This window comes from Silanimonas sp. (genome assembly GCF_027530345.1).
In the GTDB taxonomy this organism is placed as follows: Bacteria; Pseudomonadota; Gammaproteobacteria; order Xanthomonadales; family Xanthomonadaceae; genus Silanimonas.
On sequence record NZ_JAPZQK010000004.1, the window covers coordinates 37,830 to 56,905 of the forward strand.

Here is a 19,076-nt window from a genome sequence, read left to right on the forward strand (position 1 = left end):
GGGCTAGGGCGCGGCCCATGACGATTCAAGCTGCCCCGCGTCACGAGGCGGCGGCACTCGTCCAACCCAGCGCGGCCAGGGCCTTCACGAACTCCGCGTCGAGTGGTGCCTCCACGACCACGCGCCGGCCGTCGACCGGGTGCATGAAGGCGAGGCGCCACGCGTGCAGCAGCATGCGGTGCACGCCAAGGTGCATGCGGAACATGCGGTTGCGCGCGCCGTCGCCGTGGCTGGTGTCGCCGATCAGGTGGTGGTGGCGGTGCTTGAGGTGTCGCCGGATCTGCCGGAAACGCCCGGTGTGCGGCGCGCACTCCAAAAGTGCGAAACGCGATTCGGTGTGCTCGCCGTAGGCCCAGGGCATCGCGCCGGTGGCCAGCACCCGGTACGCCGTCTGCGCCGGCTTTTTCTCCGGCTTGCCGGGCCCACCGTCGAGCGGGTGGTCGATCAAGTCCTCCGCGGGCTCCGGCCAACCTCGGCAGACCGCGAGGTAGGTCTTCTCGACGGCGCGGGTCATGAACTGCTCACCCAAGGCGCGGGCCGTGTCCTTGTCGAAGGCGAGGAGCAGGCAACCCGAGGTGGCGCGATCAAGCCGGTGGATCAGGTGCACGGGCCGGCCGAACTGCGCGCGCAGGCGGTCGGCGAGGAAGTCGTTCTCGCCGCGGGCGAGGCCGCTGTCGTGGGCCATCAAGCGCGCCGGCTTGTCGACGACCGCGAGCTGCGCGTCGGCGTACAGCACCGGGACGGCGAGGTCGTCGGGCGTGCTTTCCGCGTCGGTGCCGCTCATCGGCGCCGCGGCCAGGCCGCGACGAAGCAGGCCAGCGCGCCCGCGCCGGCGATCCAGGTCGCTGCGCGCACGCCGCCCCAGGCCGGGCCGCCGGCGTCGAAGCCGAACAGCACCGCGGCCGTGATCATCAGGCCGGCGCCGAGGATGGCGTACACCGCGGCGCGCTGGTTGATCGCCGAGATGCGCGCCAGTTCGGCGATGTCGGTGGAGTCGATGCGGATGCGATGCCGGCCCTCGACCTGCTGCGACAGGAAGCCGTGGATCAGCCGCGGGAACTCCGGCGCGCGGGTGATGATCTCCGGCAGGCGCTTCTTGAATTCCTCGGCCAGCCACGCCGCGCTGTAGCGCTTCTTCAGGATCTCGGTGAGCACCGGTTGCGCCACGGCCCAGATGTCGAGCTTCGGGTCGAGGTGGCGCGCCACGCCCTCGATGTTGAGCAGGGTCTTCTGCAGCAGGATCAGCTGGGGCTGCAGCGTGAGTTCGTATTGCTGCGCGGTCTTGAACAGCTTCACCAGCACCTCGCCGAGCGAGATCTCCGCCAGGGGGCGCGTGAAGTAGGGCTCGCAGACCGCGCGCGTCGCGGCCTCCAGGTCGTCGAGGCGCAGGTGCGCCGGCATCCAGCCGGCCTCGACGTGCAGCTCGGCGATCCGGCGGTAGTCGCGCTGGAAGATCGCCATGAAGTTCTCTGCGAGGTAGTACTGATCGTTGGCCGAGAGCTGGCCCATGATCCCGAAGTCCAGCGCGATGAAGCGCGGGTTGTCGCGCCGTGCCGGGTCGTCGTCGACCCAGATGTTCCCGGCATGCGCGTCGGCATGGAAGAAATTGTCGCGGAACACCTGCGTGTAGAACACCCGCACGCCTTTGGCCGCGAGCTTCTCGCGCGAAATGCCGGCCGCTTCGAGGGCGGCGATGTCGTCGGACGGGATGCCGGTGACGCGTTCGAGCGTCAGCACGCGCTCGTGCGAATGCGTCCAGAACACCTCGGGCACGTAGAGGTCGTCGCTATCGAGCCAGAACCGGCGCAGCACCGAAGCGTTCGCGCCCTCGCGTTGCAGGTCGAGCTCGCCGCGCAGCGTGGTTTCGATCTCGGCCACGACCTCGTGCGGGCGGATCTTGTCGGCGCGCGGGTGCGTCTTCGCGGCGACCTCGGCCAGCGCCTTCAGCAGCCGCAGGTCGGCGTCGATCTGGGCGTCGATGCCGGGGCGGACGACCTTGACCACCACCGCGCGGCCGGCGCTGCCATCGGCATTCCGCAGCCGAGCGGCATGCACCTGCGCGATCGAGGCCGAGGCCAGCGGCGTCTCGTCGAACTCGGCGTAGAGCGCATCGATCGGTTGGCCGAGCTGCGCCTCGATGATGCGGCGCGCCTCCGCGCCGTCGAAGGGCTGCACGCGGTCGCGCAGCAGGGCCAGCGCATCGGCCACGTCGGGCGGCAGCAGGTCGCGGCGGGTGCTGAGGATCTGCCCGAACTTCACGAAGATCGGCCCCAGCTCTTCCAGCGCGGCGCGCAGGCGTTCGCCGCGCGGCGTCTCCGAGGTGCCGCGGCCCAGCGGGCGCAGCACCCAGCGCAACTTGGCGAACGGCGTGCCCTCGAGCAGGGCGTCGAGCCGGTGCTTGAACAGCACGCGGACGATGCGCAGCGCGCGCAGCGGCGCGGCGATCATCCGGTGGGCCCCGAGGCGTGGCGCGCCACGCGGGCAGCCAGCCGCTCCACGCGGTCGCGCAAGGCATCGACGTCATCGAAGAAGGCCTGCTGTTCGGCCTTCGGCACGAGGTCGCGCGATTCCTCGGTGAGGTACTCGGCGCCCGCCTTGGCGAAGGCGCCGCCTTGCACGCGCGCCTCCCGCAGCCCAGCGCGCACGGCCTTGGCCACCTGCGGGCCGATCACCGGGCCGAGCGCGTCGGCGAAGGGCTGCTCCCAGTCCGGGTCGAAGCCTTCGGCGAGGCGCTGCAGCTGGCGCGCCAGCTCGGCATCACCGCTGATGCGCACCTTGCCCACCGGGGTCGCGCCCGAGGCCTTCAGGAACGGGAGCTGGCCGAGCAGGGCGCCGATCCCGGCGCGCACCGAGAGGTCGGGCTCTTCGCTTTGGGCCGGGCCGACGCGCAGCGCCTCGCCGTCGACGCGCAGTTCCATCGCCAGCGGCGGGGATTCGAGGTGCAGCTGCAGGCGTTGGCCGTCCAAGGGCGCCACGGCGGCGCGCGTCTCCGGGTCGAGCGCCAGGGCGCGGTTGAGCGCGGTTTCGAGCAGGCGGCCGGCCAGCGGCTTCAGCGCGTCGAGGGGAGAGCGGGGCGAGGTCATGCCGCGATTCTAGCGGGCGGGCGTCACGGCACCGTGCCCGCCGGTGCTCAGGGGCTCAGCAGGAAGTTCAGCAGGTTGTTCTGGAAGTAGCGGTTCGCCAGCAGCCGGCCGTGGCTCTCGCAGAGGAAGAAGCTCTGCCGCAGCGGCACGAAGCCGTGCGCACCGGCGTCCTGCGATTCGCGCGTCACCAGCCCGTCGCCGGCGGCGCGCATCAGCCCTTCGTAGTCGACGCCTTCGATCGGCGCATCCACCTCGCTGGGCTCGAAGGCCAGCATGGCGCGTTCGCCCACCGTTTCCAGCACCGCGCCGGACAGCGTCAGCTCGCAATCGCCGCCGAAGGCCGCCATGCGCAGCCCCTTCGTCGGGAAGGGGCGGGCCAAGGCCTCGTTGAATCGGCGCGCGCGGCGCAGGTTGCGCTCGAAGTTGGCCTGCATCACCGACAGCACCAGCCGCGCTTCCGCGCCGTCGCCCCAAGCCTCGCGCACCCGCGCCTCCACCTCGGGCGAGAACACCGACCAGCGGTTGTCGCGCCAGATCGTGGGGTCGTAGAGGTCCAGCGGCAGGGCGCGGCCCTCGCGGTCGTACACCACCTGCGTGTGCGGGTGCGGCAGGGTTTCGAACACGGTCGAGAAGCTGGCCAAGGCCTCGATCGGTACCGTGCGCAGGCCGAAGCGGAAGCCCTGCTGCAGTCGGCGCAGGCTGGACACCGAGCCGAGGTTCGGCGTGCCGAGCATGGCCACCCGCCGGACGCGCTTGCCGCCATCGGTCCAGGGCTGCGGCTGGGCGGCCTCCAGCACGTCTTCCGGGCCGTAGCGCAGGTAGTAGTTGGCGATCAGCCCGCCGTTGCTGTGGGCGAGGATGTCCACCCGAAGGTTCGGGTCGTCGAAATCCTTGCGGATCTGGTCGATCAGCGCGTGCAGCTGCCGCACCGCAACAATATTCGGCTGCCGCCAGTCGTAGGCCAGCGTGTAGTAGCGCCGTCGCCAGCCGTTGGTGGGCGGGTGGCCCGGCTCGCCGGGGGCGAAGCGGCCGGCGCCCTCCAGCGTGCCGAGCAGTTCGCCATAGATGTCGAGGCCGCCGAGCTCCCTGATCAGCGGTCCGGCCACAAGTCCGTCGTCCGTCTCCCAGTCGGGCCCGATGCGGGCGAGCCGCGCGTAGTCGCTGAAGGCCATGGTCGAGAGCGAACCGGGCCATTGCTCTTCGCCGGTCCGGCGGTCGACGAGTCGCGAGCCCATCAGGCCGGGGATGACGATGACGGGCGGCTGGCTCGGGTCGCTTGCGGCCCGGGCGTACAGCGTCTCGAGGTCCGGCCCCTGGCGGCTGGCACAGCCGCCGAGCAGCAGGGCGAGCAGGATCAGCGTCGCGCGCAGGACAAGAGGGGGGTAGGCCGGCATGAGCGAAGCATAAGCGTCGAACTCCGTCACGGAATGAACAACGCCCCAGCCAAGCCCGTCACGGAACGCGAGTTCGGCGCTGGCAAGCGCGGGGCACGTCGGCCCAGCATCCGCCCACCCCGCCGTGCCACCTCATTCGACCGAAAGGAAACTGTCATGCGCACCCTCCTGCTCTGCACCGCCGCCGTCGCCAGCCTCGTCGTCGCCTCGTCCGCCAGCGCGCAGGCCGGAAGCAACCGCATCCGCGGTGAGATCCCCGTCGTCCAGGCCGCCCAGTTCGTCGGCAAGGAGGGCACGGTGTGCGGCGTCGTCGATGGTGCGCGTTTCGCCGAGAACGCCGAAGGCCAGCCAACCTACCTCTTCATGGGCGGCAACTTTCCCGGCCACAAGTTCTCGGCCCGCATCTGGGGCCGCGACCGCGGTGACTTCAACCCGGCGCCCGAGACCCTGGCCGGCCGCACCGTCTGCGTGACCGGCGACATCCGCACGGCCAATGGCCGGCCCGAGATCGTCATCCGCGGGGCCCGCAACCTCAAGGTCTCGTGACGGAATCGGCCGAAGGGCGACGCACCCCTCGCGGAGCGTCGTGCCCTGTGCCACGATCCCCTCGAAGGGGAATCGTCAATTCGCGTTCAAGCCTGTCCGGGTGCCGCCGATCACGGCTTGGATAGGTTCATCATGCATTGACCGTCCGGGCCCGTCCCGGCGAATCGACCAGGGGGTGCTTCGTGAGCATGCGTTCCGGTGTCGCTGCGTTTTGCGTCGTGTGGTTCTGCGCGACGTCCAGTCCTCCCGCCATGGCCCAGGCCGGCAGCAACCGCATCCGCGGTGAGATCCCCGTCGTCCAGGCCGCCCAGTTCGTCGGCAAGGAGGGCACGGTGTGTGGCGTCGTCGATGGCGCCCGCTTTGCCGAGAATGCCGAAGGCCAGCCGACCTTCCTTTTCATGGGCGGCAACTTCCCCAGCCACAAGTTCTCGGCCCGCATCTGGGGCCGCGACCGTGGCGACTTCGACCCGGCACCCGAGACGCTGAGCGGCAAGACCGTCTGCGTGACGGGGGAAATCCGCACGGCCAACGGTCGTCCGGAGATCGTCGTCCGCGGCGCGCGGAACCTGAAGGTCAAGTAATCCGTTTTCCTCCGGCCCTTCCGGGCCGGGGGCCACGTTCGAGTGCAAGGATTCCGAATGGACTGGCTGCGCAACCTCAAGATCGCCCCGAAACTGCTGCTCGCCTTCGGTGTGGTCGTTGTCCTGATCATCGTGTTGGCCGTCAGCGCCTTCCGCGGCCTCGGCACGCTCAACGCCGCCACCACCGAAATCTCCCAGCGCTGGATGGTGGAGCTGACCACGGCACAGGACCTGAAGTCGGAGGCCTCTGCGTACCGCCTGCAAAACTTCAGCCTCGTTCTCCGCACGTCGGAAGAGGCCAAGGAGTCCGCGCGCGGCGAGATCGAGAACCACAAGTTCAACTTCGAGGATCTCCTGCTCTCGCTGGAGACCACCTCCGTCACTGACGAGGACAAGGCCAAGGTCGCTGCGATCAAGGCCGCCTGGGAGGCCTACGTCGCCAACACCGGCGAGGTCACCTCGGCCTACGACATGGGCTTCGTCGACGAGGCGCTGGACATGTTCCTCGCCGACAACCGCGTCAAGTACGAGGAAGTGGCCACGCTGATCCAGGAACGCGTCGACTACGGCATCCAGGGCTCCACCGCCGCACGCACGGGGGCCGAGGAGGCCTACAAGACCGCGCAGGGCGTGATCTGGACCAGCCTGCTCGTCGCCATCGTGCTGGCTATCGTGCTCGCCCTGCTGATCGCCCGCGCCATCTCGAAGGGCGTGAACTCGGCGGTGACCATCGCCAACGCGGTCGCGGGCGGCAAGCTCGACAACGTCATCGACACCAAGCGCAATGACGAGATCGGCGCCCTGCTGGCGGCGCTGAACCGGATGCAGAACGACCTCAACGGCCGCATCGAGGCCGACCGCCTTGTCGCCGAGGCCAACCTGCGCATCAAGAACGCCCTGGACAGCGCCAGCGCGGCCGTGTTGATCGCCGACGACGGCGGCCAGGTGATCTATGCCAACGGCTCGCTTTCGCACCGCTTCGCTGACCTCGAGGAGCGCATTGCGCAGCGCGCGCCGGGCTTCACCGCCGCGAACCTCGTCGGGTCCTCGCTCGGCGAGTTGACCGGCATCGACGTGCTGGCCGCCGACGCACTGGCAGCCATTACTGACACCCAGGTGGTCGAGCGCGAGTTCGTCGGCCGCATCTTCCAGCTCAGCGCCACGCCGATCCGCAATGCCGAAGGCGAGCGCCTCGGTATCCTCGTCGACTGGCGCGATCGCACCGACGAAGTGTCGGTGGAAGCCGAAGTGCAGGGCGTGGTGCAGGCCACGGCCCGCGGCGACTTCTCCAAGGTCATCGCCGAGGCCGGCAAGAGCGGCTTCTTCCTGACGCTGGCGACGGCCTTGAACGCCGGCTTCGCCGGAACGCGCTCGACCCTCACCGAGATCGGCCGCGTGATGGGTCTCGTTGCGCAGGGCGACCTGACGGCGAAGATGGAAGGCCACTACGAAGGCCAGTTCGCCGAGATCCGCGACAGCATCGAGGGCAGCGTCACCCAGCTGCGTTCGCTGATCGGCCAGATCCAGATGGCGGCCGGCCAGATCAACACCGCGGCCTCCGAGATCGCCGCGGGCAACCAGGACCTGTCGGCGCGCACCGAGCAGCAGGCGGCCAACCTCGAAGAGACCGCCGCCTCGATGGAAGAGCTCACCGCCACGGTGAAGCAGAACGCCGATTCCGCGCGCCAGGCCAACCAGCTCGCCAGCGGCGCCGCCGGCGTCGCCGAGCAGGGCGGCGAAGTGGTGGGCAAGGTCGTTACCACGATGCGCGAGATCGAGGATTCGTCGAAGCGCGTCGCCGACATCATCAGCACCATCGATGGCATCGCCTTCCAGACCAACATCCTCGCGCTGAACGCGGCGGTGGAAGCCGCGCGTGCCGGCGAGCAGGGTCGCGGCTTCGCGGTCGTCGCCAGCGAGGTCCGCAGCCTCGCCGGGCGTTCGGCGCAGGCGGCGAAGGAGATCAAGGAGCTGATCGAAGCCTCCGTGGAAACCGTTGGCGAGGGCTCGCGGCTCGTGCAGCAAGCCGGCGCCACCATGGCCGAGATCGTCGGCTCGGTGAAGCGCGTCACCGACATCATGGCCGAGATCAGCGCGGCCTCGGCCGAGCAGAGCACCGGTATCGAGCAGGTCAACCAGACCATCACGCAGATGGACGAGACCACGCAGCAGAACGCCGCGCTGGTCGAGGAAGCCACCGCCGCCGCGCGTTCGATGGAAGACCAGGCCCAGCAGCTCGCCGAGGCGGTGGGCCGCTTCAAGATCGCCGATACCGCCGCGCCGGTCGCTGCAGCAGCGTCGCCGGCTCGCTCGGCCGGCAGCGCCATGGCCGCGCCGTCCACCGGCGGCACGCGTAACATGCGCGCCACCAGCCCGGCACCGCGTGCTCCGGCCAAGCCCGCCCCCGCAGCACCCGCGCCGAAGGCCGCCGCGAAGCCGGCGGCGCGTCCGGCGCCGCGCGTCGAGACGCCGAAACCCGGGGCTTCGCGGGGCAAGTCGGATAGCGCGTCCGAGGGCGAGTGGACCGAGTTCTGAGTGACCGCCCGCCCCGCCAGCGCGTGGTTCGTGCTGGCGGCTTGGCTGGGATTGATGGCCGGTGTCGGCGCAAGCCTGCGCCCGGCCTCGCCACGCGTGCTTCCCGCCGTGGAGGCGCACGCGCTCGCCTCCGCGTGGAGTGGTGTTGTTGAGGGCGCTGCGCCGGGTCGCCCGGCGCTCTACCTCGGCAAGATCGACTGTGCCTGCGATGCGGGAGCGCGGCGCACGGCGCTCGTCGGTCGGTTTCGCCTTGGCACGCCTTGACAGTGCAGGCGGCGAGTGTCGAACCAGGCGGACGTCGTTTTCGGCGACGCATGGGATGAAGGGCGCGTCGAAGCCAGCGGTGGAATCCGGTCAAAACGTGAGCCCTGACGCATTGCTGGACTCGGCAATGGATTTACGCTCTGACTGTGGAGAGGCGATTCAACTCCCTAGGTTGTGTGATGGCTATCCAAGAGCCGAGGTTTCACGGGTTTCGGGGGACGAGGTTCGGATCGCTAGCTTTTGCTGGACATAAGCCATCGTTGGCTCACCCGGGGGGAATGCAAGTGGCGGCCTTTTTCCAAAGCGTTCGTGCGAAGTTGACGGTCATCATCCTGGCGCTCGCCGTCATCCCCATGGCCGGCCTGACGTGGTTCGCCTACAGCGGAGCAAAAGCGCAGCTGGAGGATCTCGCCAGCGAGCAGATGCGAACGCAGGTCGATCTCCGCGCCCAGCAGGTCGAGGATTACTTTTCTACCGTCCGCAACGATGTGCTTGCGCTCTCCGAAAGTGAGATGACGCGACGGGCGCTGCGGCAGTTCGAGGCGGCCTTCGCGCAGATGGCGCCGGCGCCGGGAGCCTCAGAACGCGTCGACGCCTTCGTGGCGGATGATTTCGATGGTCGCTACGTCGAGCGCACCGGCGGGTCCTGGGGCGGCAAGGACGGATTCGCGTCGAGGCTCGAGCCAGCCGCCGTCGCCCTCCAGGACGTCTTCATCGCAGCCAATCCGGCGCCCCTCGGTGAGAAGGACGCGCTGATCTCGCCAGAGCAGCGGGGCGCCTATGCCGACGCGCACCGTCTGTTCCATCCCATCTACCGCAGCCATCTCCAGCGGCAGGAGTACTACGACATCTTCCTCGTCGGCATGGATGGCCGGCTGGTCTACAGCGTCTACAAGGAACTGGATTACGCCACCAACCTCATGGAAGGCGACTTCAGGGATTCCGGCCTCGCCAAGGCCTTTCGCGCCGCACGGGACGCCGGTGAAGAAGGCGTGGCCCATGTCGAAGACTACGCCCGCTATGCGCCGAGCTACGAAGCGCCGGCGATGTTCATCTCCGCTCCGGTCCGCATCGAGGGGGAAACCGTCGGCGTGGCCATCGTGCAGGTGAGCCTGGATCGAGTCTCACGCATCGCCGGCAATCCCGCGGGCTTGAGCGACGGCCAGGACCTTGTCCTCGTGGGGGCGGACGACGGACTGCGGTCGGACTCGCGCCTGGCGGCGGAGACCCATACCGTCGCGGCCTCGTTCTCGGAAGCCAATCCCTTGCGGATCCCCGCGATGGCCGATGGCGACGATACGTTGGGTGTTTCTCCGGCCGGCCGCCCCGCCTTGCTCATCGAGCAGGTGGTGTCCGTTGGCTCCGGGGTCGATTGGCGGTTGCGCGCCTATTACGAGACGGCCGTGGCGTTTGCCCCGGCGACGCGCCTGTTCTGGGTGCTGTCGATCGCCGCGCTCGTTGTGGGCGTCCTTGCCGTCTTTGCCTCGTCCTTCATGGCTTCCCGCTTCGTTGCTCCGATTTCCTACGCCCAGGCCGTCGCGGAACGGATAGCTAAGTTGGAGCTAGACGCAGCGATTCGAGTCACCGGGAACGACGAGTTCGCGAGGTTGCTCGCATCCCTTGGCGTGATGCAAAAGGAACTGAAGGAGCGCATCGACCGCGAGCGCGAGATCGCCACCGAGAACGCCCGCGTGCGCAGTGCGCTCGACGTGGCCACCAGCGGCATGATGATCGCCGACGCCGACGGGAAGATCGTCTACGTGAACCCGGCGGTCGCCAAGGTGCTCAAGGATGGCGAAGCGGCGGTTCGCGAGCGCCAGCCCGATTTCCGCGCCGACCGGGTGATGGGCAGCGCCTTCGACCCGTTCGATGGCGAACCCGGGCAGCAGCGCAACCTGATCGTCGGCCTCAAGGCCACGCATCGGGCCCGCCTCTCGCTCGGCGAGATGCATTTCGACCTTGCAGCGACACCGGTGTTCGATGCCGCGGGCCAGCGCATCGGTACCGCGCTCGAGTGGCAGGACCGCACCGCGGACACGAACTTCCGCCACCAGCTGCGCAACGTGGCCCAGAAAGCCGCCGCCGGCATCCTCACCGCCCGCGTCGAAGCCAGTGCGAGCGAGGACCGCTACTCCGAGCTGGCACGCATCTTCAACTCGCTGATGGACCTCACGGCGCAGGCCATCGACGAAGTGCAGCGCACCATGGCCGCGCTCGCGGAAGGCAATCTCACCGTGCGCTCGAACGCGAAGATGATGGGCAGCTTCGGTGAGCTGAACAGCAACGCGAATGCCACGGCCGAAGCCCTCGCGCAGGCGATCGGCGAGGTGCAGCAGGCGGTCGGCGCCATCAGCGATGCCGCGGCCGAGATCGCCTCCGGCAACATGGATCTCTCCAAGCGCACCGAGCAGGCCGCCGCCAGCATCGAGGAGACCGCCGCGGCGATGGAGGAGATGACGGCGACGATCAAGCAGAGCGCCGAGCACGCGCAGCAGGCCAAGCAGATCGCCACGCGCGCCGCCGAAGTGGCCGGTGACGGTGGCCAGACCGTCGAGGCCGTGGTGCGCGTGATGCGCGACATCGAGGACAGCTCGCGGCGCATGGCGGACATCACCACCACCATCGACGGCATCGCCTTCCAGACCAATATCCTCGCGCTGAACGCGGCCGTCGAAGCCGCTCGCGCTGGCGAGCAGGGGCGCGGTTTCGCCGTGGTTGCCGCGGAAGTGCGGGCGTTGGCGCAGCGCTCGGCGACGGCCGCGAAGGAGATCGCGCAGCTCATCAACGAGTCGGTGACGAAGATCGCCGAAGGCGCCAATGTCGCGCAGCGCGCCGGCCGCACCATGAGCGAGATCGTCGGCTCATCGCAGAAGGTGGCCGACATCATCGGCGAGATCACCGCGGCCAGCATCGAGCAGGCCAAGGGCCTCGGCGAGGTCAACAACGCCGTCACCCAGATGGACCAGTCGACCCAGGCCAACTCCGCCCTCGTGGAGGAGATGGCCGCTTCGGCGCAGTCCATGAACGACCAAGCCCACCAGCTTTCGGAGATCGCCTCGCGCTTCGTCCTAGCCGGCGGCGGCCGCTAACCCGCCCCGCCTCGGCGCGGCTCAGGCCCGGGGTGCGATGCGCGGCACGGTTTGACGGCGATTGACAAATTCATGATGCGCAATCGTTATGGTTGAGGCATCATGGAAACGTTCCAGCCATATTCCAGCGCCGGGGGGCGTGGCAGCCGCGCGAGAGCGTCGCAGCCAGGAGGGCCGGAACACAAGCCGGGAGTTCCGGGGGGAGCTCCTGGCTTTTTTTTGCCCGGAATCCGGGCTTAGCCCGGCAGGTCCTGCCAGATGGCCCGCACGCGCGCCGCGAGAGTCAGCGGGTCGAACGGCTTGGCAATCAGGTCGACGGCACCGAAGCGCTGGAACGAGGCGCGATCGGCGTCCGTCGCCAGGCCCGTGACGAAGACCACCGGGATCGCGGCCAGTTCGGGATCGGAGCGGAGCACGCCGAGGGCTTGCGCGCCGCCCATGCCACCGGCCATCGAGGCGTCGAGAAGGATCAGGTCGGGCCGGTCGGAGCGCGCGGCGGCGATCGCCTCCTCCCCGTCCGCGGCCAGGGTGACCCGCCAGCCGCCCAGAGTGCCGAGCGCGACCTCGAGGATCATCCGCATGTCGGCGTCGTCATCGGCGCAGAGGATGTGGCGGAGGGGGCGCAGGCTCACGGTGGGGCGTCCTTCGGATGGGTCGACGACCGGTCGGATTGTAGGGCGGCGAGTTCATGGTCGAGCGCCGCCGCGAGCCCCTCAGTGGGTTCCGCAGGCCCCTTGGCCGCCCGTTCGAGGGCGCCCGCCGCGCTGCTCACCGCGTCGAAGCCGAAGGTGCCGGCGCTGCCCTTGAGGCGATGCGCGAGCTGCACGAGGGCCTCCCGGCCCTGGCCTGCCGACGCGAGCTGGAGGGCTTCGGCCAAGGTCGCGCGCTCCTCGGGCACATTGGCGATGAAGCGCTGGCGGATCTGGGCGAGCGCCGCGGCCAAGGGGTCGGGCGCCGCCGCCGGGGTGCTGGGGGCCACCGGGATGGGGGAGGGCGCAGGTGCCATCGGTGCCGGCGTGTCGGCCGCCAGCAGGTGGCGTGCCAGCACGGCGTGCAGCGCGTCGATGTCGACCGGCTTGGCGAGCGCGCCGTTGCAGCCGAGCGCGATGAATGCCGCGACGTCGTCCTCCATCACGTCGGCGCTGCAGGCGTAGACCGGCATGGAATAACCATCGCGGCGGAGCTGCGCCACCGCGTCGCGGCCGTCCATCACCGGCATGTGCATGTCCATCAGGACGAGATCCGGCGCCGCGGCGGCGAGGCGGTCCAGCGCCTCCCGGCCGTTCACGGCCTCGATGACCTCCGCGCCCGTGGCTTCGATCGTGGCGCGCAGCAGTGCGCGCAGGTCGTCGACGTCGTCCGCCAGCAGCACCCGGCCGCGCAGGCGCGGCGTCTGGCGCGGCACCGGCGTTTCGGTCGTCGGGAGGTCTTCGCCGTCCTCGAGCCAGGGCGCATCGAGGCCGATCGGCAGTGTCAGCAGGAATCGGCTCCCGGTGCCCGGCGTGCTGGTGGCCGTCAGGTCGCCGCCCATCTGCCGCGCGAGCTGGCGCGAGATGTACAGGCCGAGCCCGGTGCCACCGTAGCGCCGCGTGGTCGAGTCATCAGCCTGCTCGAAGCGTTGGAACACGCACTCGCATTGCGCCGCGTCCATGCCGATGCCCGTGTCCTCGACCTCGATCGACCATTGGCGGGTGGCGGCGTCGGCACGAATGCGCACCGCGACGAAACCCTGCGGCGTGAACTTGATGGCGTTGCTGAGCAGGTTCAGCAGAACCTGCTTCAGGCGCAGCGGGTCGGCCAGCACCTTCGCCGGCAGCGGCCAGTGCGCCGAGAGCACGAGCTGCAGGTTCTTTTCCAGGGCGCGCGGACGAAGCAGCTCGATGGCCTCGCCCAGCAGCGGCAGCGGCGCGACCGGTTGCTGCTGCACGCGCAGTTGACCGGCTTCGATCTTGCTGGCATCGAGCACGTCGTTGACGATTTCGAGCAGGTGGCGGCCGTTGCGCACGACCGTCTGCAGGCTGCGCCGCATCTCGCCGGGACGTGCGTCGTCGCGAAGGCCCTGTTCCGAGTAACCGAGGATGGCTGCGAGCGGCGTTCGCAGCTCGTGGCTCATGTTGGCGAGGAAGCTAGATTTCGCCGCGGCCAGATGCTCGGCGCGCGACAAGGCCCGGCGGAGTTCGATGGTGCGGTCTTCGACGCGCGCCTCGAGTTCGCGATTCAGCGCCTGCTGCTGTTCGGCGGCGTCGCGGAGTGCCGCGTGCATCGCTTGCAGCCGCGACTCGGCCGCCTCGAAATCGTGGATCAGTTCCGACAGTTCGGCGCTGCTCGCTTCCATCGCGCCGGCGAGCCGGGAGCCGTTCCGCGAGGGGTCGAGCCCCCGAAGGCGATCCACCACTTGGGCCAGCCCGCGCGCGTGGCTCTCGGCGAAGCGCCGCGCGAGCCGCTGCAGTCCGATGATCAAGGTCAGCACGAGGACGGCGGCCAGCAGGGAGCGCAGGGTCTGCCGGCGTTCGAGGGGACGCAACGGCTGCAGAACGCGCACCTGCCAGGCGATCCCTTCGACATCGTGCACGGCCACCAGGAACTGCTGATTGGCATCGAACACCAACCTTGGTGCCGCATAGAGGTGCTGCGCCCACCACGGCTGGGCGGCGTGGCCTTCGAGGCGCTCGCGAGCGATCACCGAGCCGGTCTTCACCGGCAGGTCGGGGAGGCTGGACATCACGATCTGCCCGACGGCATCGCTGACGGCATAGCGCAAGGCCGCGGCATCGAGGCGGTTCCGTTCCTCCAGCACCAGCTGGCCGAGTGCGAGGGAGCCCTGCAATACGCCATCGATACGGCCATCGTTCGCCCGGATGGGCGCGGCCACCGCGACGATCAGGTCGCTGCCGATGCCGCGGCCCTGGAACACCGGCGAGACGGTGGGCTCGCCGCGCGCGACGGTTTCCCGGAAGTAGGCGCGGTCGGAAACGTCGCTGGCGCGCTGCCGAGGCGCTTCGCCCCGGAGCATCGAGTACTGCACCTGTCCGAGGGCGTCGGCGCCGAGCAGCGAGAGGAATCCCGGTTGCACCGAGGACACCTGTTGCAACACCGGCGCCACGCCGAGGCTCGGGACGGTGAGTGCGGCCTGCGCCACGGCATCGCGGTGACGGCGGACCTCCTCCGACGTGCCCACCGCCAGCTGCTCGGCCTTGCCGTCGATGAAGAACGCCGTGCGTTGCACGTCGACCTGGTGTCCCCATTGCACCAGCATCGCGATGACGACCGTCGCCGGCGCGGCCATCAGGGTGGAGAGTTGGACGGACAGCTGCAGGGCCATGGGCTGGCCCGCGCGTTGCCGCCTCGAGCGCGTGACGCTGGCGAGCTGGCGGCCACCGACGATGGAGGTGGCGCCGGTCGCCAGCACCACGGCGAACCCGGCCAGCCAGAGCCAGGGATCGTTGACGCCGGGGGGCAGGGTGATCCACGCGGCCACCGGCGACAGCGGCAGCCAGACGCGCCACCAGAGCCCGAAGGGGCTCCATGGTTGCAGCCGCCAACGTGCGACGAGCATGCACTCGAGCACGGCGAGCGAGACCCAATGCACGTCTCCGGTTATGCCGCTGGCGACCAGCGCCACCGGCAGGCTCATGCGCAGGCCGAAGCGCATCGCGACGGCGACCGCCGCCATGTTCCCGACGAGGAAGGGAGTGCTGCCCGGGAGCTGCATCGCGAGGCTGTTGGCGATGCAGGCGAGCAGGGTGAACTGGAGCAGGACGAGGCTGCGCCCGCGCCAGTCGACGCCACGGGCTCCCGGCGTCACGGCGGCCGGGTCGGCGGCGGTTTCCGGGAGAGGGTTCGGCAACGTCGGTCGTCCGCAGCCTGCGATCTGCGGACGATATCAGGGCGGCGCCGGCCGTCGACTACTGGAGGTGATCCTCGACGACGGGCTGCTCCTCGCGGGGCTCCTCGCGCGGCTCGAAGCGCGGTTCCTCGCGGGGCTCCTCGCGCGGCTCGAAGCGCGGTTCCTCGCGGGGTTCGAAGCGGGGCTCCTCGCGGGGTTCGAAACGCGGTTCGTCGCGGGGCGTCACGAAGCGGGGTTCATCGAAGCGCGGCATCGGCGTCTCTTGCGGCGGCGCGTCGACGAACCCGGGCTGCGGCTTCGCGCGTGGCATAGCCTCCGGCATCGCCGCGGGTTGGTCGGGCTGCTCCCAGCGCTGTTCGCGCGCCACGGGGCGCAGCGCTTCGCCGCCAATGCTCGGGCCGGTCATCACCGGGAGTGAGACGTCGAGTCCGACACTGCGCACGGCCGGCTTCGGCATCGGCCGCGGTTCCATCGGGCGCGGCTCCTGCGGGCGCGGCACGTGCGGGCGCGGCACGTGCGGGTGCGGCACGTGCGGCCGCGACGGCGTGTAGCCGTACCCATAACCGTACCCATAACCATGGCCGTAGTAGCCGCCGCCCCACGGCCGGTAACCGCTGCTCCAGGAGGGCGACCAGCTCCACCGGTTCGACCATGACGGTGAATACCACGAGGACCGGTACCACGTGGGCCGGTACCCGCGGTGGCCGTAGACGATGCGCACCGAAGAACCGCTGCTGTAACCGAAGTAGGGGTCGAGGTCCCACGCCGAGCCGTACCCGCGGTAGCCGTAGAACCAGCGGTCGTAGGGGTCGTCGTCGTAACCGCTGTAGCGCGGTGAGTCGTACTCGTAGCGGCGGACCCGTCCATCACGGTCGTAACGGTCGCCATAGCGATCGTCGTAGCGATCGTACGAACGCTCCTCGTAGCGGCGACCGTCCTCGTAGGGGTCGTACACGCGGGTGTAGCTTCCGTCCTCGCGATAGACGCGGCGCTCGACGACTTCGTAGGTGACGCAGCCGCTCAGGACCAGCGACGACAGGGCAAGGAACGCGGTGCGGCGCAGCATGGCGGCGGTCTCCGGGTGGGCCAATCCATCATCCGCCGCGGGAGTGAATGCGTACTTAAAGCTCCCCGTCGCGACGCCGCTGTTCAGCGGCCGTCGCGTGCCGCGCCGTTCAGAGTCGGCCGCCGGCCATCGTCCAGCGCAGCGCGAGGGTGTCGCGGTCGAGCAGGATGAGGTCGGCATCGAGGCCCGGTGCGATGCGGCCCTTGTGCGCGAGTCCCCAGACCGCCGCGGGAGAGGACGTCGCCGCGGCGAGCGCGGTGGCGAGGGGCAGCCGGTGCAGCTCGACGGCCTCGCGGACGCTGGACAGCAGGCTGCTGATCGGGGCGACTTCGAGCGAGACCAGCCGTCCTTGCGCATCGAAGTGCGGCAGGCTGGCCTGGCCGTCGGAGCTCATCGTCAATCGTTCGATCGGCAAGCCGGCGGCGAGCGCGTCGGCCAAGGCGAGCGCGGCGGGAACTTCCCCCGCGGCGACGAAATCCGGCGTGCTGCTGGTGGTGAAATCGATGCTGCCACCTTCGCGGACGAAGGCGAAACCGTCCGCGAGCAGGCGGGCGTTCCGGTTCACGTGCGTGGGATGCCACTGCTTGATCGGCACCGGCCAACGCGAACTCGCCTCGCGCAGCAACGCCAGCCCTTCGGGCGCTTCACCGCAGTGCACGAGCACGGTGCCCGACTTGCCGGCGAGCATGCCGCCGACGCGCGCGTCCGACGCGAGCCGTGCCAGCTCTGCCGCACTGGGCTGCGAGCCGCGGTGGTCGGCGATGGCGATCTCGCCGAGGCCGATCATCTCCGGAATGAAGGCGAGGTCGCCGCGGACACTGCCGGTGAGCGTGACCGGTGGGACCTGGTAGGACCCGGTGAGCGTGTAGGCCGACAGGCCGCTGGCGGCCAGCGCCCGCGCGCAGGCCAGCAGGTCGGCGTGGCTGCGCGTGACGTCGTCGGTGCCGAGTGCGCCGATCATCGTCGTCACGCCCGCGGCGAGCGCCGTGGACGCTGCGAGCGGCGGCATGCGCGTGGCGAAACCGCCTTCGCCACCGCCGCCGCCGAAGTGCACGAGACCATCGACGAGGCCGGGGCAGAGCCAATGCCCGGCGGCATCGATGATCCGCACCGGCACGCCGCAGCCGCGCGGATCGAGGCCCGTGCCCATCGCCAACACACGGCCGTTCGCGACCAGCACATCGCCCCGCCCGGCGGGTGCCGGCGTCATCAACTCCGCGTCGCGGATCCACAGCAGTTCAGACATAACCGATCCCGACGGCAAGGGCCACGGTGAGGGCGGAGAGCGCCATCAGCAGCAGCATGAAACGGAAGATGATGCGCACCCACGCGAGCCAGCCGAGGCCGGCCACGCCGATGGCACCCATCATGGCGGCGGAGGTGGGGATCACCAGGTTGGTGAACCCGTCGCCGAGTTGGAAGCACAACACGCTGACCTGCTTGCTGACCCCGACGAGCTCGCCGAGGCCCGCCATCAAGGGCATGGTGATCGTGGCCTGGGCGCTGCCGGAGCTCACGAAGAAGTTGAACACCGACTGCACCGCGAGCATGCCCCACGCAGCGACCAGTTCGGGCATGCCGGCGATGGCGCTGCCCATGCTGTAGAGCGCGGTGTTGAGCACGGACGGCGCGTGCGGGTCGCTGCCGCCGAGGATGCCGAGCATGCCCTTGGCCACGGCGATCACCAGCACCACCGGCACGAGGGCGCGCACGCCATCGGTGAACGCCTGCACCGCGCCATTGGCGCTGATGCGGCCGCCAAGCACCGCGGCGACACCGGCGAACAGGCCGAGCGCGAAGAACTGCGTCGCGATCTCGGCGATGTAGTAGCCGGCGACGGTGACGCCCCAGACGATCCACGCGACCGTGGCCAGCGTCGCCCACAGCACGGCATGGTCGACCCAGCCGAGGGGCGCGCTCGCCGTGCCGGCGGTGGCCGTCGCGTCTCCCGCATCCGTCGCCTCCGGTGCACGGCGGTGCGCCGTCGCGTAACGCAGGGCGAAGGCCAGCCCCACCGCGGTGAAGCCCGCCCACATCGCCATCCGGAACGGCGCGCCCGAGAGCAGTGGCAATCCGGCGATGCCCTGCGCCACGGCGACGCTGAAGGGGTTCATCCACGAGGTGCCGAAGCCGATCTGGCTGGCCATGTAGGTCACCATCACGCCGGTCTCCGGCGGGTAGCCGAGGCGGCGGATCAGCGGCAGCAACAGGGCGAGGAAGGCGATGGTCTCCTCGCCCATGCCGAACACCGCGCCGCCGGTGGAGAAGGCGACGAACAGCACGGCGAGCAGCAGGCGCGGGCGATGGCCGAAGCGCGCGATGAGGCGCTTAAGCCCGTTGTCGATGGCGCCACTGGCCTGCACCAGGCCGAAGGCGCCGCCGACGGTGAGCACGAAGGCGATCACGCCGATCGCGGCGCCGTTGCGGCTGCCCGACGTGAAGCCATCGAAGAACAGGTTGAGCACGCCAGGATGGTCGGCGTCGCTGGAGAACAGGCGCAGCCCGAGCGCGGACTCGCCGGGCTGGAAGCTGGCCAGCGACATCGGCTGACCGGGCGCGAAGAAGCCGGCAGGCACGAAGGGCACGATCGCTGCCAGCACGAGGGCGACGGCGAGCAGGACCAGCAGCGTGTCGGGCGCGCGCGATGGCGCGGCGGTGGAAGTCATTCGCA

14 protein-coding genes are annotated in these 19,076 nt (G+C 69.9%); 5 read left to right on the forward strand and 9 right to left on the reverse strand.

Annotated features, from left to right (window positions below):
• Positions 1 to 40 precede the first annotated feature (40 nt).
• From O9255_RS02240 to O9255_RS02255, 4 genes are read right to left on the reverse strand one after another with little or no spacing between them, the layout of a single operon-like run.
• The gene (locus O9255_RS02240) at positions 41 to 784 is read right to left on the reverse strand and encodes a pseudouridine synthase (protein ID WP_297865201.1); all 744 of its coding nucleotides are present in this window, start codon (positions 782 to 784) and stop codon (positions 41 to 43) included.
• Positions 781 to 2,445, reverse strand: coding sequence for a ubiquinone biosynthesis regulatory protein kinase UbiB (gene ubiB / locus O9255_RS02245; protein ID WP_297865332.1), 1,665 nt, complete (start codon positions 2,443 to 2,445; stop codon positions 781 to 783). The genes O9255_RS02240 and ubiB overlap by 4 nt, the downstream gene beginning before the upstream one ends.
• Entirely contained in the window at positions 2,445 to 3,083 is a 639-nt protein-coding gene (locus tag O9255_RS02250) for an SCP2 sterol-binding domain-containing protein (RefSeq protein ID WP_297865202.1), read from the reverse strand. The genes ubiB and O9255_RS02250 overlap by 1 nt, the downstream gene beginning before the upstream one ends.
• Positions 3,084 to 3,130: 47 nt before the next feature.
• Complete coding sequence (locus O9255_RS02255) at positions 3,131 to 4,477, reverse strand: hypothetical protein (protein ID WP_297865203.1); 1,347 nt, start codon at positions 4,475 to 4,477, stop codon at positions 3,131 to 3,133.
• Positions 4,478 to 4,633: 156 nt separating this feature from the next.
• Between O9255_RS02255 and O9255_RS02260 the strand changes: the two genes are divergently transcribed.
• The 5 genes from O9255_RS02260 to O9255_RS02280 all read left to right on the forward strand — a co-directional run bounded on the left by O9255_RS02260 (position 4,634) and on the right by O9255_RS02280 (position 11,492).
• Positions 4,634 to 5,023: a hypothetical protein gene (locus O9255_RS02260; RefSeq protein WP_297865204.1), complete on the forward strand. Its 390-nt coding sequence runs from the start codon at positions 4,634 to 4,636 to the stop codon at positions 5,021 to 5,023.
• Positions 5,024 to 5,274: 251 nt separating this feature from the next.
• Positions 5,275 to 5,604 carry a hypothetical protein gene (locus O9255_RS02265; protein ID WP_297865333.1) on the forward strand — a complete coding sequence of 110 codons (330 nt, stop codon included), beginning with the start codon at positions 5,275 to 5,277 and terminating at the stop codon, positions 5,602 to 5,604.
• Between the two features lie 57 nt (positions 5,605 to 5,661).
• The gene (locus tag O9255_RS02270; RefSeq protein ID WP_297865205.1) at positions 5,662 to 8,139 is read left to right on the forward strand and encodes a methyl-accepting chemotaxis protein; all 2,478 of its coding nucleotides are present in this window, start codon (positions 5,662 to 5,664) and stop codon (positions 8,137 to 8,139) included.
• Positions 8,140 to 8,403 carry a hypothetical protein gene (locus tag O9255_RS02275; protein WP_297865206.1) on the forward strand — a complete coding sequence of 88 codons (264 nt, stop codon included), beginning with the start codon at positions 8,140 to 8,142 and terminating at the stop codon, positions 8,401 to 8,403.
• 317 nt (positions 8,404 to 8,720) lie between these two features.
• Positions 8,721 to 11,492: a methyl-accepting chemotaxis protein gene (locus tag O9255_RS02280; protein ID WP_297865207.1), complete on the forward strand. Its 2,772-nt coding sequence runs from the start codon at positions 8,721 to 8,723 to the stop codon at positions 11,490 to 11,492.
• 236 nt (positions 11,493 to 11,728) lie between these two features.
• Here O9255_RS02280 and O9255_RS02285 read toward each other — a convergent pair whose 3' ends face one another.
• The 5 genes from O9255_RS02285 to yfcC form a co-directional block, all read right to left on the reverse strand.
• Positions 11,729 to 12,124 carry a response regulator gene (locus tag O9255_RS02285; protein WP_297865208.1) on the reverse strand — a complete coding sequence of 132 codons (396 nt, stop codon included), beginning with the start codon at positions 12,122 to 12,124 and terminating at the stop codon, positions 11,729 to 11,731.
• Complete coding sequence (locus O9255_RS02290) at positions 12,121 to 15,339, reverse strand: ATP-binding protein (RefSeq protein WP_297865209.1); 3,219 nt, start codon at positions 15,337 to 15,339, stop codon at positions 12,121 to 12,123. Before O9255_RS02290 ends, O9255_RS02285 begins: the two co-directional genes overlap by 4 nt.
• A 58-nt stretch (positions 15,340 to 15,397) precedes the next feature.
• Complete coding sequence (locus O9255_RS02295; protein WP_297865210.1) at positions 15,398 to 16,405, reverse strand: hypothetical protein; 1,008 nt, start codon at positions 16,403 to 16,405, stop codon at positions 15,398 to 15,400.
• A 109-nt stretch (positions 16,406 to 16,514) separates the two neighbouring features.
• Entirely contained in the window at positions 16,515 to 17,651 is a 1,137-nt protein-coding gene (gene iadA, locus O9255_RS02300; protein ID WP_297865211.1) for a beta-aspartyl-peptidase, read from the reverse strand.
• Positions 17,644 to 19,071 carry a putative basic amino acid antiporter YfcC gene (gene yfcC / locus O9255_RS02305; protein ID WP_297865212.1) on the reverse strand — a complete coding sequence of 476 codons (1,428 nt, stop codon included), beginning with the start codon at positions 19,069 to 19,071 and terminating at the stop codon, positions 17,644 to 17,646. Before yfcC ends, iadA begins: the two co-directional genes overlap by 8 nt.
• Positions 19,072 to 19,076: the final 5 nt, after the last annotated feature.